Source organism: Actinomadura kijaniata NBRC 14229, assembly GCF_001552175.1.
GTDB classification, from domain to species: Bacteria; Actinomycetota; Actinomycetes; order Streptosporangiales; family Streptosporangiaceae; genus Spirillospora; species Spirillospora kijaniata.
The window spans coordinates 31,302-44,941 of record NZ_BCQR01000098.1 but is presented as its reverse complement, the minus strand read 5'-3'; the positions used below and the strand labels follow the sequence as shown (position 1 = coordinate 44,941).

Here is a 13,640-nt window from a genome sequence, read left to right as displayed (position 1 = left end):
CCCCCCGCGGGGTCAGTCCCGCTGGCACCCCGGGCACCAGAACAGGTTCCGCCCCACCAGCACCTCCGTCCGCACCGGCGCGCCGCACACCAGGCACGGCAGCCCCGCCCGCCGGTACACGTACACCTCGCCCCCGTGGTCGTCCACGCGTGGCGGACGCCCCATGGCCTCGGGCGTGTGCTCGGGCCGCACCGTGTCGATCCGCCCCGTCCGCACCCCCTCGGCCATCAGCTCCACCAGGTCGGCCCAGATCGCCTCCCAGCGTTCCCGCGACAGCTCCCGGCCCGGCAGGTCCGGGCGGACGCCCTGCCGGAACAGCACCTCCGCCCGGTAGATGTTGCCCGGCCCCGCCACCACCGACTGGTCCATCAGCAGCGCCGCGATCGAGGTGCGGCTCCGCGAGATCGCCCGCCACGCCCGGTCCGGATCGGCGTCCGGCCGCAACGGGTCCGGCCCCAGCCGGTCATACAGCCGCTTCACCTCGCCCGGCTCCAGCAGCTCGCACGTGTTGGGACCGCGCAGGTCGGCGTAGCCCTCCTCGCCCACCAGCCGCAGCCGCACCGCACCCGTCGGCGCGGGCGCGGGCGGCGGCCCGAACGCGTACTTGCCGTAGATCCCCAGGTGCACGTGCAACCGCTGGTCGTCGCCGAAGTCCAGCATCAGGTGCTTCCCGGCGGCGCCCGCCCCGACCAGCGTCCGTCCGTCGATCAGCGCGGCGCCCTCGGCGAACCGTCCCTGCGGGCTCTCGGCCCGCACGACGCGCCCCTCGAACATCCGACGATGCTCGGCGGCCAACCGGTGGATGGTGTGTCCTTCAGGCATGCGCGTTACAACCCTCTGATCTCACGTGACGGGACGACGACCTGCTCGGGGGCGCCGCGCCTACGCTACGGCCCCTTCCGGGCGCGCTCCAACCCGCGTGGTCGAGCCCGGCCGTCGGGGGGATCGGGCGCGCCGGTCCCGGCGTCCGGGCCGGTGTCAGCGGAAGGTGAGCGGCACCCGCGTCGACGTCGCGTTGCTCCACCGCCGCAGCCGGTGGTTCGGGCTGGTCAGCTTCCCCGGCGCGCCGGTCAGCGGTCCGCGCGCGGACGCGAAGTCCGTGAACCGCGGTGTGCTCCCCTCTGGCGGAGGGTCGGTCGTGCTGCTGACCTGCACATGCCAGCCCGGCGGTCTCTCCGGCGGTCCGCCGTCCACCCGCCAGGCCATCATGAGCGCGGTGCCCGGCACCACGACACCGAGTGCCGCCACGGCCCACAGCCGGTCCCGCCGGTTCGCCATGCCCGCCTCCGGACGACCGTCCGCACGATCCGTGTTCGCGGACCTTCAAGACCTTGGCCTCATGCGGGCGGGGCCGCGGCCCTTGCCATCGTGAAAGTCGCGGCCGAACCGGAAAGGCCCACGTGAAAACCGCCCTCGCCACGTTGGATTGCCGAGCCATGAAGGCGGGCGCACCGCTCCGGAGCGATGCCGGCGCGCCACCGGAACGTCCGGCCCGGCGGCCGGTGGCCGTGCGGCGCCCGGCCGTCGCCCCGCACCGAATTCGCTTATCGACCGGCGGCGGTGAAATTTCGACGGAACTTTGATCCGGACTGGACGGCAGGCCGATAAAGGCTCTCTGAGCTGGACCTACACCATTCCGGAGATGGCGGAGGGGCATCGGGGCGCCCATTGTCGGACGCCTCACGAGAGGTCATCGTGACGGCACCACGAGCGCCTTTCCGAATGGCAGGTGTCCCCGCCCATGGCGAAGCTCCCGAAATTGCTCGTCGCCGTCCTGTCGACATTCCTCCTCGTCCTGACGGCAACGGCCCCGGCCCGGGCCGCGGCCCCCGAGCCCACGTCCCAGCGGTACCTGGTCAGCGGGCCCAAGACGACCCAGCAGCGCAGCCAGGTCGCCCGTACCGGCGCCGCGATCGACACCGTGCGCGCGGACGGGTCGCTGGAGGTCAGCGCCATCCCGTCCGAGCTGAAGGAGATCAGGAAGCTCGGCTACACGGTGACGGCACTGCCGTCGCCGACGGCCTATCCGCGCTCGGCGACCTCGTACCACACCTTCGCCGAGACGCTGGCCGAGCTGGACGCGGTCGTCGCGGCCTACCCCCAGATCGCGCGGAAGGTCGCCATCGGCAAGTCCTACCAGGGCCGCGACATCGTCGGCGTGAAGATCAGCGACAACGTGGCGACCGACGAGAACGAGCCCGAGACCCTCTACATCGCCAACATCCACGCCCGCGAGCGGCTCACGGCCGAGCAGGCCCTGGACCTGATCGGGACCCTCACCCGGGGCTACGGCTCCAACACCCGGGTCACGAACCTGGTGAACTCCCGGGAGATGTGGATCTTCCCGATCGTCAACCCCGACGGCCAGGTGTACGACATGACGTCCGACACCCAGCCGGGCCGGATGTGGCGCAAGAACCGGCAGCCCGCCCCGACCGACCTGAACCGCAACTTCCCCTACAAGTGGGGGTGCTGCGGCGGCTCGTCCGGCAACGTGTCCAGCGAGACCTACCGCGGCCCGAGCCCCGAGTCCGCGCCGGAGACCAGGGTGCTGACCAACTTCGTCAGGAGCCGGATCGTCGGCGGCCAGCAGCAGATCAAGCTGTTCCTGGACATCCACTCCTACGGCAACCTGGTGCTGTGGCCGTTCGGCTACACCTACAGCAACACCGTTCCCGGCGCGATGTCGGCCGACGAGGAGGCCACGCACCGCACCATCGGCAGGCAGCTGGCCGCCAGCAACGGGTTCACCCCGCAGCAGGCCAGCGACCTCTACATCACCGACGGGTCGACCGACGACTGGACCTGGGGTGACCAGCGCATCTTCTCGTTCACCTTCGAGCTCGGCGGTGGCGGCTTCTACCCGTCGCCGTCCCGCATCGACTCGCTGGTGGGCGGCGTCCGCGACTCGCTGCTGCTCCTGACCGAGTACGCCGACTGCCCCTACCGCGCGATCGGCAAGCAGGGCCAGTACTGCGCGGCCTGACGGCCACCAGGTGAGCGGGTTCCCCGGTCCGCCCCGGATCGGCAGGGCCCGACGCACCCGATCCCCTCGGGACCCCAGGTCCCGGGGGGATCACTCGTTCGAAGGCCGCGAGGTACCCGATGTGCGGCCGCTACTTCCGCAGCGGCGCCCCCGCCTCGTGCAGGTGGCCCAGCGCCAGCCGGTACGACTCCACCAGTCCCGTCTCGGTGTACGGCAGCCCCACCGCCGCGCAGTGCTCACGCACCAGCGGCCGCGCCCGCCGCAGGTTGCACCGCGGCATCCCCGGGAACAGGTGGTGCTCGATCTGGTAGTTCAACCCGCCCATCAGCCAGTCGACCACCACGTTGCCCCGCACGTTCCGCGACGTCAGCACCTGCCGCCGCATGTGGTCCCAGCGGTCCTCGGGCCCCGGCATCGCCATCCCCTTGTGGTTCGGCGCGAACACCGACCCCAGGTGCACCCCGAACAGCCCGTGGTGCAGCAGCATGAACGCCACCGCCTTCCCCGGCGACAGCAGCGTGAAGACCAGCCCCACGTACCCGACCATGTGGGCCGTCAGCAACGTCCCCTCGAGCAGCTGCTCGCGCCGCGGACGCCCCCGCAGGAACCGCAGGCTCCCCACCTTCAGGTTGAACCCCTCCAGCAGCAGCAGCGGGAAGAACAGCGCCGCCTGGTGCCGCTGCACCCACCGCAGCGCGCCCCGGCTCCGCGCCGCCTGCTCGTGCGTCCACGCCAGCACGCCCTCCCCCACGTCCGGGTCCTTGCCCACGTGGTTCGGATTGGCGTGATGCCGGTTGTGCTTGTCGTTCCACCACCCGCGCCCCATCCCCAGCAGCAGGTTGCCCAGCACCAGCCCCAGCGCCCGGTTCACGCGGTGCGACGCCGCGATCTGCCGGTGTCCCGAGTCATGCCCCAGGAACCCCGTGCGCCCCGACACCAGCGCCATCGGCACCGCCAGCGCCAGCACCCACCACGACGCCCCCCACCATGCGACCGCCGCCCACAGCCCCACCGTCGCGGCCACGTTCCCGGCCGCCGCGCGCGCGTAGTACCCCCGCCGCCGTTCCAGCAGCCCCGCCGCGCGCACCCGCCGCACCAACGGCCCGAAATCGCCGCCGACGGCCCGCCCACCCGTGCTCCCGGCCGTGTCCCCGGCCACGGTCTCCACCGCGGTCTCCACAGTCACGCTCACAAACCCTCCATCCAGCGATCCGGTGCCTGAACACTCCCAACCACCGGACCGAACGGTCGCCCCACCACAGAGCCAACCCCCATCTGGCTCTCAGGTCCCGTCCGCGACCGGCGGTCGAGAACGCGACCAGCCTCGCCCCTCCCCCATCTCCACCGCAGGAGGGCTAGCACCCCATTTCCGGGGGGACCCACCCCCACCCCCGCGCAGGGGGGAGTAACCCCCCCTGCGTAAAACAAACGTCACGACCGCCCGATAAAGTCACCAACCATGAGCGAGCGCACGCGGTGGATCCAACTCGAAGGCGCGGTCAACGCCCGCGACCTGGGCGGCCTTCCCACGGCCGACGGACAAGAGACGCGACGGGGACGGGTCCTACGCGCCGACAACCTCCAGGACCTCACCGTCGCCGACCTCCGCGTCCTCCTCGACGACTACGCCCTCAAGAACGTCATCGACCTGCGCAGCCACCCCGAGGTCCGGCTGGAGGGCCCCGGCCCCCTCACCCGCACCCCCTCCGTCACCATCCACCACCTGTCCCTGTTCGCCGAAGGCGGCCGCCACACCGACGTCGCGGCCGACACCGCCCCCGGCGGCGTCGACCTCGACCAGGTCCTTCCCTGGCAGCAACGCCCCCACCAGGACGGTCCCGAACAGGAACGCTCCATCGGCCACTACCACGGCTATCTTCGCGACCGCGCCGACTCCATCGTCGCCGCCCTGCGCGTCATGGCCCGCACCGACGGCGCCGCCCTCGTCCACTGCGCCGCCGGAAAGGACCGCACCGGCGTCGTCTGCGCCCTGGCCCTGGACGTCGTCGGCGTCACCCGCGAGGCCATCGTCACCGACTACGCCCAGACCGGCGAACGCCTCCACGCCGTCCTCACCCGGCTGCGCAACAGCCCCACCTACGCCGCCGACCTGGACTCACGTCCCGCCGACAGCCACCAGCCCCACGCCGCCATCATGGACAAGTTCCTCACCCGCCTCGACGAGGAGCACGGCGGCACCCTCCCCTGGCTCGCCCAGCACGGCTGGACCGACGAGGACACCGCCGCCCTGCGCAGCCGCCTGCTCGACTGACCCCGCGCCGCCCGGCTTCTGCGCTGGCGCTCGGGCAAGCACACAGCGCCGAGCGCCCGCCCAGGCGCCCTCCCGCCACGGCTCGGTGTCCATGTGGGCGATGCACTCGTGGAAGTCCATGGTGCTGATCTTCAGGTTGCACGCCAGGTGAAGGTCCTGGCGTCGGCGAGCACGACCAGCGTGGTGTGTTTTCGGGCGGGACCAGCGCCGGGACCTGCACTGTCCGGAGGTTCCCGGTCCGCCCCTTCCTCCACCGGCTGCCGCGGGTGACGCCTGGGTCGCGTGGTCAATCCCCAATGTCGGGTGGTGGTGCCGAGCCGCTCCACCCCCGAGGGTCGTGGTGAGACAGATGCGAACTCGACACCCTCTGGGGGATCACCATGGGCGACCGGGACAGGCGTTTCCGTGAGGCGAACGACTACGCGCACCACCACGGTCACGCGGCGGCCTGGCCGAACTTCCACGAGGCCGACTACGGCGACGGCATGGTCTACGGGACACACCTCGTCCCCGACACGACCGCCGACTTCGAAGACGTTCCCCGCGACGAGTACGGCGTCCACGACATCGAGGACGTCGGGGCGATGTTCCGCGGCGCGAACGACTACGCGGCCCGCAACGGCTACGCGGCCGGGCTGCCCACCTTCCACCAGGCCGACCACGGCTCCGGCGTGGTCTACGGGACCTTCCTCATCAAACCGGGCAAGGCCGAGTTCCGGGACGTCCGGGCCGCCGAGCTCGGGGTGTGCGACCGCACCCAGGTGCCCGCCATGATGCGGGCCGCCAGCGACTACGCCGCCCGCAACGGCTACGCCGCCGCCTTCCCGACCTTCCACCAGACCGACTACGGCAAGGGGCTGGTCTTCGGGCTGCACCTCTTCCCCCGCGACACCGTGACCTGGCGCGACGTCCCCGCCGACCTGCTGCGCAGGTACTCCGACCCCGCCACGCCCCTCGCCGTGGTCCTGTGCCGCCCCACCGACGTGCCCGCCGGATCACGCCGGCGCTGGGCGGACTTCTTCCTGCCGGGCGGCCAGGACCCCTCCAACGGGGCCGCGTACTGGGCGGAACTGTCCTACGGCCAGTACGACGCCGGCGGAAGCAGGGTCTTCGACTGGCTCGACATCGGCCGCACCCGGAACGAGATCGACAAGTACTCCGGGCAGCAGCAGCGCGCCAAGCTCGCCGAGTGGGGCCGCGAGGCGGCCGCCGGGGCAGGGATCTCCCTGGGCCCCTTCACCCAGGTCGTGTTCGGCTACAACATCGACGCCGACCACGGCTCGGTCGGCGGTCACTCGGTCGTGCTCGCCTACTCCGAGAACCGCGCGTTCGAGCCCACGTTCATGGCCCACGAGATCGGCCACGCCCTCGGCCTCGGTCACTCCTCCTCACAGGGCGACGGCGTCTACGGCGACCGCTTCGACATCATGAGCGCGATGAACGTCTGGACGTTCACCGACTCCGAGAACCGCGCCGCGGGCCCCGGCGCCGCCGCGATCAACCTGGAGAACCTGGGCTGGCTGCACCGCTCCCGCGTCTGGCGCTCGTGGCCGGCCGCCCCGCGGACCATCACCCTGGCGGCCCTGAACAGCCCGGGGACCGACGGCCACCTGGCCGCCCGCCTCCAGGCGCCCGCCTCCTCCCAGGTCCACTACCTGGAGTACCGCGAGCAGACCCGATGGGATCGCGGGCTGCCCGGCCCCCGCGTCCTGGTGCACACCCGCAACAGCGAGAACGGTCCCGAGATCCTCGGGGCGGGCTGGCACCCCGCCGGAGCGCTCACCCCGGGCCAGGAGCTGACCATCGGCTCCGCCCCGCACCAGGCCGTGGTGAAGGTCGACACGACCGACCCCGCCGCCTCCCAGGCCACCGTGACGATCAGCCCTGTCCCCGCGGCCTGACGATCCGGCGAACGGCGGCCCGGCGAGTGGCGGCACGGCACCGATGGCGCATCGGCCTGCCCGCCCACCCGCGGGGCCGCCAAGTCGTTGGGGCCTTCCCGCGTGCCTCTCGGTGCGCCCCCGCCCGCCTCGCCTCGCCGCCGCTGGCGCGGACGGCGCACGCGGCCCGGCCGCTGGCCACGCCGGGCGACGGGTCTTCGCTGCCGGCCAACCGCAGCCTGCGGCACCGCTTCGAGCTGGTCGAGTTCCTCGCCGTACCCGTCCCGGTGGGCTTCGGACACGGCCGGCGCTTCTGTCCCGGCGCGCCGTTGGTTCGTCTCCAAACCCCCATCGCTCTGCGGGCGCCCTTCGACCGCTTCCCCGGCCTGGCCCTCACCACCCCGTTGGACCGATCGTCGAGCGTGTCCCCCAGGCCCTTCCCGTTCGCCTCCACTCACCGGCGCGCCCCTGACGGCCGGGCCGTCACCGTTCCGGGGCGCACGGCTTCCCGTTCGGGTGCGGCGCTGACGGTCAGTCGGCCAGGGTGGTGCGGACGGCCTGGTGGGCCGCCCGGCGGAGTTCGGCGTGCAGGGCCGCGTTGGCCTCCCGGTCGGTGCGGGCCTCCACGATCCGCAGCCCCTCCCCCGCGACCGCCTTGGGCAGGTCGGCCGCCGACTCCAGGCGCCGGTACGGGATGCGGTGCGCGGCCGCGACCGCCTCCAGGTCCACCTGGTGCGGGGTGCCGAAGACCCGCTCGAACGGCCCCGGCAGCGTCGCCTGCGGCAGCAGCGAGAAGATCCCGCCGCCGGAGTTGTTGACCACCACGATCGCCAGGTCGGGACGCCGGTCCTCCGGGCCCAGGATCAGGCCGTTCTGGTCGTGCAGGAACGACAGGTCCCCCAGCAGCGCGTACGAGCGGCCCGAGTGGACCAGCGCCGCGCCCATCGCCGTGGACACCAGCCCGTCGATGCCCGACGCCCCCCGGTTCGCCATGATCCGGATGCCGCGGCGCGGCCGCATCACCTGGTCCAGGTCGCGGATCGGCATGGACGCCGCCACGAACAGCAGCGACCCGCCCGGCAGGCCCGCCACCAGGTCGCGCGCCAGGCGCGGTTCGGTGATCTCGGGGTGGGCGTCCAGGACCTCGTCCACGGCCGCCGCGGCGGCCAGGTCGGCGGCCCGCCACGACTTCAGCCACCCGTCGTCGCCCGACACCACCGGGATCTCCACGTCCTGGGCGACCTGGGTCGCCGACCGCACCGGGTCGGGCCAGCGCGCCAGGTCCGGTGACAGCACGATGTGCTCGTCGGCCCGCCGCAGCAGCGACAGCAGCGGCCGCGACAGCCCCGGCTTGCCGAGCGTCACCACCACCTCGGGCCGGTGCCGCTCGACGAACTCGGGCACCCCCAGCAGGAAGTGGTGCGCCGACAGCGCGTGGTCGCCGTAGCGGGCGTTGCCGTTGGGCTCGGCCAGCACCGGCCAGCCCGCCATCGACGCCGCCGCCACGTACCGCTTGACGTTGGCGGCGCCGTCACCGACCACCAGCAGCCCGCGCCGGGTCGCCGGGACGTGCAGCACCGACCCCGGCGTCGCCGCCCGGATCTTCGTCCACGGCCCGCCGGTGTCGGAGTCCAGCGGCTCGCACCACGAGTCGTCGCCGTCGGGGATCAGCGGCTCGCGGAACGCGGCGTTCAGGTGCACCGGGCCCGGCACCGGCGCCTGCGCCAGCCCCCATGCCCGCGCCACCAGCGAACGCCAGTAGGCGACCATGCCGGGCCGGTTCTCCGGCGTCCCGACCTCGGTGCTCCACCGCACCGCCGTGCCGTACAGCTTGACCTGGTCGATCGTCTGGTTGGCGCCGGTGTCGCGCAGCTCGGGCGGCCGGTCGGCGGTGATCACGATGAGCGGGACGCCCGACTCGCCCGCCTCGATCACCGCCGGGTGGAAGTTGGCGGCGGCCGTCCCGGAGGTGCACACCAGCAGCACCGGCCGGGCCGACCGCTTGGCCATGCCCAGCCCCAGGAACGACGCCGACCGCTCGTCGACCCGCACGTGCAGCCGCAGCCGCCCGGCCTGCGCGGCGGCGTGCAGCGCCAGGGCCAGGGGAGCCGACCGCGACCCGGGGGCCAGCACCGCGTCGGTCATGCCGCAGCGCACCAGTTCGTCCACCAGGACGGTCGCCAGGGCGGTGGCGGGGTTCATGGGCGGGGCTCTCCGATCACGGTCAGGCTTCCAGGGACGCGTGGGCGTCGGCGACGCGCCGCCGCCACCCCTCGTCCTCGATCTCGAAACGGCGCAGGGCGGCCTCGTCCACCTCCGGGCGGCGGACCGGCACGAACCCGTCCTCGGCCACCAGCGGATCGCCCACCACATCGCCCTCCAGCAGCGACAGCGTCGCCAGGCCGCACGCGTACGGCAGCTCCGGCAGCGCGGCGGCCAGCGCCACGCCCGCCGCCAGCCCCACCGAGGTCTCCACCGCGCTGGACACCACCACCGGCAGCCCGGTGGCCTCGGCGACCCGCAGCGCGGCGGCGACCCCGCCCAGCGGCTGGACCTTCAGCACCGCCACGTCGGCGGCCCCGGCCGCCTTCACCCGCAACGGGTCCTCGGCGCGGCGGATCGACTCGTCGGCGGCGATCGGGACGTCCACCAGCAGCCGCACCCGCGCCAGCTCCTCCAGCGTCGCGCACGGCTGCTCGACGTACTCCAGGCCGAACCGGTCCAGGGTGCGGATCATCCGGGCGGCGTGGTCGACGTCCCAGGCGCCGTTGACGTCGATCCGCACCAGCCCGCCGGGGCCGATGGCGTCGCGGACCGCCTCCACGCGGGCGATGTCGTCGGCGTCGTCCTGGCCGCGTTCGGCGACCTTGACCTTGGCGGTGCGGCAGCCCGAGGCGCGCACGATCGCGTGCGCGCGCTCGGGGCCGACGGCGGGAACGGTCACGTTCACCGGGATCCGGTCGCGGACCGGCGCCGGCCAGCCGTCACGGGCGGCCTCCCGGGCCGCCGCCAGCCAGCGCGCGGTCTCCGGCGGCCCGTACTCGGCGAACGGCGAGAACTCGCCCCACCCCGCCGGGCCGTGCAGCAGCACGCCCTGCCGCCGTGTGATGCCGCGGAACCTCGTCCGCATCGGGATCGAGTAGACCCGCACCCGAACCGCTCCCCCTGCCCTGCTCGAAGATCTAGTAGTGCCACGGGTAGCGCGACCAGTCGGGGTCGCGCTTCTCCAGGAACGAGTCCCGGCCCTCCGCCGCCTCGTCGGTCCCGTAGGCTAGCCGCGTCGCCTCCCCGGCGAACACCTGCTGCCCCACCAGACCGTCGTCGATCAGGTTGAAGGCGAACTTCAGCATCCGCTGCGCCGTCGGGCTCTTGCCGTTGATCTTCCGGGCCCACTCCAGCGCCGTCTTCTCCAGCTCGGCGTGCGGCACGACCGCGTTGACCATGCCCATCCGGTGCGCGTCCTCGGCGGTGTAGGTCTCGCCCAGGAAGAAGATCTCCCGCGCGAACTTCTGCCCCACCTGCCGCGCCAGGTACGCCGACCCGAACCCGCCGTCGAAGCTGGCCACGTCCGCGTCGGTCTGCTTGAACCGGGCGTGCTCGGCGCTGGCCAGCGTCAGGTCGCACACCACGTGCAGGCTGTGCCCGCCCCCGGCGGCCCACCCCGGCACCACGCAGATCACGACCTTGCCCATGAACCGGATCAGCCGCTGCACCTCCAGGATGTGCAGCCGCCCCGCCCGCGCCGGGTCGATCGTGTCGGAGGTCTCCCCCTCAGCGTACTTGTAGCCGTCCTTGCCCCGGATGCGCTGGTCACCGCCCGAGCAGAACGCCCACCCGCCGTCCCGGGGCGAGGGCCCGTTGCCGGTCAGGATCACACACCCCACGTCGCTGGACATCCGCGCGTGGTCCAACGCCCGGTACAGCTCGTCCACGGTGTGCGGCCGGAACGCGTTGCGCACCTCCGGCCGGTCGAACGCGATCCGCACCGTGCCGTGGTCCACGGCGCGGTGGTAGGTGATGTCGGTGAAGTCGAACCCCTCGACCACCTTCCACGCGTCCGGGTCGAACAACTCCGAAACCATGTGTCCCTCTCCCTGCCGGATCCCCTGGCCGGACCCGACGACCGGGCCCTCCCCCATCTAACCGCCTCGCCGATTCGAACGCGTTCAGCGGGGTCGTCTACGCTGAACAGACCATGGATCGCCGCCTGCACGCCGTCGTACTCCCGCCCGGCCCACGCCTGTTCGCCGCCCTGGCCGCCGCCCTCGACGGCACCGGCCCGGCGATCTGCCCGATCTCCCCCGACCTGCCCGCCCCCGCCCGCACCGCCCTGCTGGACGCCCTGGCCCCCCACGCCGTCGAGACCGCCGACGGCATCACCCCCTACCGGCCCCGCAGCGCCTGTGCGCCGATCGCGGGCATCCCCGCCGAGCCCGACACCGCCGTGCTGATCGCCACCTCCGGCTCCACCGGCACCCCCAAGATCGTCGAACTGTCGGCCCCGGCCCTGCGCGCCTCGGCCACCGCCACCCTCCAGCGCGTGCGCGCCGAACCCGGCGACCGCTGGCTGTGCTGCCTGCCCACCAGCCACATCGCCGGTATCCAGGTCCTGGTCCGCGCCCTGGTCGCCGGCACCGAACCGGTCATCCAGCCCCGCTTCGACCCCACCGCCGTCGCCGACGCCGACGCCGCCCACCTGGCCGTCGTGCCCACCCAGCTGCGCCGCCTGCTGGACGCCGGGACCGACCTGTCGAAGTTCCGCTCCATCCTGCTCGGCGGCGCCGCCGCCCCCGACGGCCTGCTCGCCGCCGCCCGCGAACGCGGCGCACGGGTCCTCACCACCTACGGCATGAGCGAGACCAGCGGCGGCTGCGTCTACGACGGCCTCCCCCTGGACGGCGTCCGCCTGGACATCGACGCCGACGGCCGCATCCGCCTCGCCGGGCCCGTCCTGTTCACCGGCTACCGCCTGCGCCCCCGGCTCACCGCCTCGGTCCGCGACGGCGACTGGTTCGTCACCCGCGACCTCGGCGTCGTCGAGAACGGCCGCCTGCGCGTGCGCGGCCGCGTCGACGACGTCATCAACACCGGCGGCGAGAAGGTCGTCGCGGGCGAGGTCGCCGCCGCCCTGGCCCGCCACCCCGAGATCCGCGACGCCGTCGTCGTCGGCCGCCCCGACCCCGAGTGGGGCGAACGCGTCACCGCCGTCGTCGTCCCCGGCGACCACGCCCCCACCCTCGCCGAACTGCGCGACTGGATCCGGCGGACCATGCCCGCCTGCGCCGCCCCGCGCGAACTGGAACTGCTGCCGGAGATCCCGCTGCTCCCCTCCGGCAAGCCCGACCTGGAACGCCTCCGCCGCCCCTGACCCGGCCCCGCCCGCTCCCCCGCCCGCTCCCCCGGTCGGCCGTCCCGTGTCAGCGCCGCGGCGGCGGGAATGACAGCGTTGATCACGGGGGGTGTGCATGGCCGAGGAGAAGCCGGAAAGCGCGTTGACGGTCCTGCTGGCGTTCGGGGCCAATCTCGGAATCGCCGTCGCGAAGATCATCGCGGCGGTCGTCACCGGATCGGCGTCCATGGCCGCCGAGGCCGCCCACTCGGTCGCCGACACCTTCAACGAGGTCCTGCTGCTGGTCGGACTGCGCCGCAGCACCCGCCCGGCCAACCGCCGCCACCCGTTCGGCTACGGCAAGGAACGCTACATCTGGACCCTGCTCGTCGCCGTCGCGATCTTCGGGATGGGCGCGCTGTTCGCGTTCTACCAAGGCGTGGAGACCCTGCTCGGCCACCACCACGGCGACGAGCCCGACCCGCTGGTCGGCTACGTCGTGCTCGGCGTCTCCTTCCTCCTGGAGGCGATCTCCTGGCAGCAGGCGCTGCGGCAGGTCCGCTCCGACGCCCGCGCCGAGGGCCTGTCCACCATCGTCCACATCCGCCGCACCGACGAGCCCACCTCCATCAGCGTCCTGCTGGAGGACTCGGCCGCGCTGATCGGCCTGCTGCTGGCGTTCGCGGGCATGGGCCTGCACCAGCTCACCGGCTCGGCCGTCTGGGACGGCGTCGGCTCGGTGCTGATCGGCGTGCTGCTCACCGCCGTCGCGCTGGTCCTCGGCCGCATCAACCTGAACCTGCTCATCGGCAGCCAGGCCGACCCCCGCATCGTCGCCGACGTCCGCGCCCGGCTCGCCGCCGCCCCCGAGGTCGAGCAGGTCGTGGACGTCCTCACCATGATCGTCGGCGCGGACCGGGTGCTGGTGTGCGCCCGGCTGGACTTCCGCGACGTGCTGACCTCCGCCGAGATGGAACGCGCCTGCGTCCGCCTCGACCACGAGCTGCGCGAGGCCCACGAGGAGATCGACGAGGTCTTCCTGGAGCCGGTCCCCCGCGACGACCCCGAGCTGCGGGCACGTGTCATCGCCCGCTACGGCGGGGCGCTCGGCCACAAGGGGTCTGCGACGTCGTAGCCGCCACAGGCGGCGGTCTTTACGCAGTAAGGTCAGTC

General features: G+C 73.2%; 11 protein-coding genes. 5 read left to right on the top strand and 6 right to left on the bottom strand.

Annotated elements, in window-relative coordinates; all coding sequences use genetic code 11:
* Positions 1 to 12 precede the first annotated feature (12 nt).
* Entirely contained in the window at positions 13 to 822 is an 810-nt protein-coding gene (locus AKI01S_RS28450; RefSeq protein WP_067824659.1) for an Fpg/Nei family DNA glycosylase, read from the bottom strand.
* 156 nt (positions 823 to 978) lie between these two features.
* Entirely contained in the window at positions 979 to 1,278 is a 300-nt protein-coding gene (locus tag AKI01S_RS28445) for a hypothetical protein (RefSeq protein WP_067824656.1), read from the bottom strand.
* A 463-nt stretch (positions 1,279 to 1,741) separates the two neighbouring features.
* Between AKI01S_RS28445 and AKI01S_RS28440 the strand changes: the two genes are divergently transcribed.
* Positions 1,742 to 2,986 carry a M14 family metallopeptidase gene (locus AKI01S_RS28440; RefSeq protein WP_067824654.1) on the top strand — a complete coding sequence of 415 codons (1,245 nt, stop codon included), beginning with the start codon at positions 1,742 to 1,744 and terminating at the stop codon, positions 2,984 to 2,986.
* A gap of 130 nt (positions 2,987 to 3,116) precedes the next feature.
* On the opposite strand, the gene AKI01S_RS28435 is transcribed toward AKI01S_RS28440, so the two are convergent.
* The gene (locus AKI01S_RS28435; RefSeq protein WP_084000343.1) at positions 3,117 to 4,178 is read right to left on the bottom strand and encodes a fatty acid desaturase family protein; all 1,062 of its coding nucleotides are present in this window, start codon (positions 4,176 to 4,178) and stop codon (positions 3,117 to 3,119) included.
* A gap of 267 nt (positions 4,179 to 4,445) precedes the next feature.
* Between AKI01S_RS28435 and AKI01S_RS28430 the strand changes: the two genes are divergently transcribed.
* Entirely contained in the window at positions 4,446 to 5,258 is an 813-nt protein-coding gene (locus tag AKI01S_RS28430; protein ID WP_067824652.1) for a tyrosine-protein phosphatase, read from the top strand.
* Positions 5,259 to 5,638: 380 nt separating this feature from the next.
* Complete coding sequence (locus tag AKI01S_RS28425; RefSeq protein WP_067824650.1) at positions 5,639 to 7,159, top strand: hypothetical protein; 1,521 nt, start codon at positions 5,639 to 5,641, stop codon at positions 7,157 to 7,159.
* Positions 7,160 to 7,669: 510 nt separating this feature from the next.
* Here the strand turns inward: AKI01S_RS28425 and menD are convergent.
* The 3 genes from menD to AKI01S_RS28410 are packed head-to-tail and all read right to left on the bottom strand — an operon-like array spanning position 7,670 to position 11,220.
* The gene (menD, locus tag AKI01S_RS28420) at positions 7,670 to 9,340 is read right to left on the bottom strand and encodes a 2-succinyl-5-enolpyruvyl-6-hydroxy-3-cyclohexene-1-carboxylic-acid synthase (protein WP_067824648.1); all 1,671 of its coding nucleotides are present in this window, start codon (positions 9,338 to 9,340) and stop codon (positions 7,670 to 7,672) included.
* A 22-nt stretch (positions 9,341 to 9,362) separates the two neighbouring features.
* On the bottom strand, positions 9,363 to 10,289 hold the full coding sequence (locus AKI01S_RS28415) for an o-succinylbenzoate synthase (protein WP_067824646.1): 927 nt from the start codon (positions 10,287 to 10,289) through the stop codon (positions 9,363 to 9,365).
* Positions 10,290 to 10,320: 31 nt separating this feature from the next.
* Positions 10,321 to 11,220, bottom strand: coding sequence for a 1,4-dihydroxy-2-naphthoyl-CoA synthase (locus AKI01S_RS28410; protein WP_067824644.1), 900 nt, complete (start codon positions 11,218 to 11,220; stop codon positions 10,321 to 10,323).
* Between the two features lie 113 nt (positions 11,221 to 11,333).
* Here AKI01S_RS28410 and AKI01S_RS28405 point away from each other — a divergent pair, with 113 nt between their 5' ends.
* Positions 11,334 to 12,506: an AMP-binding protein gene (locus AKI01S_RS28405; protein WP_067824642.1), complete on the top strand. Its 1,173-nt coding sequence runs from the start codon at positions 11,334 to 11,336 to the stop codon at positions 12,504 to 12,506.
* A 97-nt stretch (positions 12,507 to 12,603) separates the two neighbouring features.
* A complete protein-coding gene (locus AKI01S_RS28400; protein ID WP_067824640.1) occupies positions 12,604 to 13,602 on the top strand; it encodes a cation diffusion facilitator family transporter in 999 nt (332 codons plus the stop codon).
* Positions 13,603 to 13,640 lie beyond the last annotated feature (38 nt).

Bases quoted from the DNA above. Each gene is read 5' to 3' on its own strand.
- AKI01S_RS28450 (WP_067824659.1), bottom strand. From the start codon at position 822: ATGCCTGAAGGACACACCATCCACCGGTTGGCCGCCGAGCATCGTCGG.
- AKI01S_RS28445 (WP_067824656.1), bottom strand. From the start codon at position 1,278: ATGGCGAACCGGCGGGACCGGCTGTGGGCCGTGGCGGCACTCGGTGTC.
- AKI01S_RS28440 (WP_067824654.1), top strand. From the start codon at position 1,742: ATGGCGAAGCTCCCGAAATTGCTCGTCGCCGTCCTGTCGACATTCCTC.
- AKI01S_RS28430 (WP_067824652.1), top strand. From the start codon at position 4,446: ATGAGCGAGCGCACGCGGTGGATCCAACTCGAAGGCGCGGTCAACGCC.
- AKI01S_RS28425 (WP_067824650.1), top strand. From the start codon at position 5,639: ATGGGCGACCGGGACAGGCGTTTCCGTGAGGCGAACGACTACGCGCAC.
- menD (WP_067824648.1), bottom strand. From the start codon at position 9,340: ATGAACCCCGCCACCGCCCTGGCGACCGTCCTGGTGGACGAACTGGTG.
- AKI01S_RS28410 (WP_067824644.1), bottom strand. From the start codon at position 11,220: ATGGTTTCGGAGTTGTTCGACCCGGACGCGTGGAAGGTGGTCGAGGGG.
- AKI01S_RS28405 (WP_067824642.1), top strand. From the start codon at position 11,334: ATGGATCGCCGCCTGCACGCCGTCGTACTCCCGCCCGGCCCACGCCTG.
- AKI01S_RS28400 (WP_067824640.1), top strand. From the start codon at position 12,604: ATGGCCGAGGAGAAGCCGGAAAGCGCGTTGACGGTCCTGCTGGCGTTC.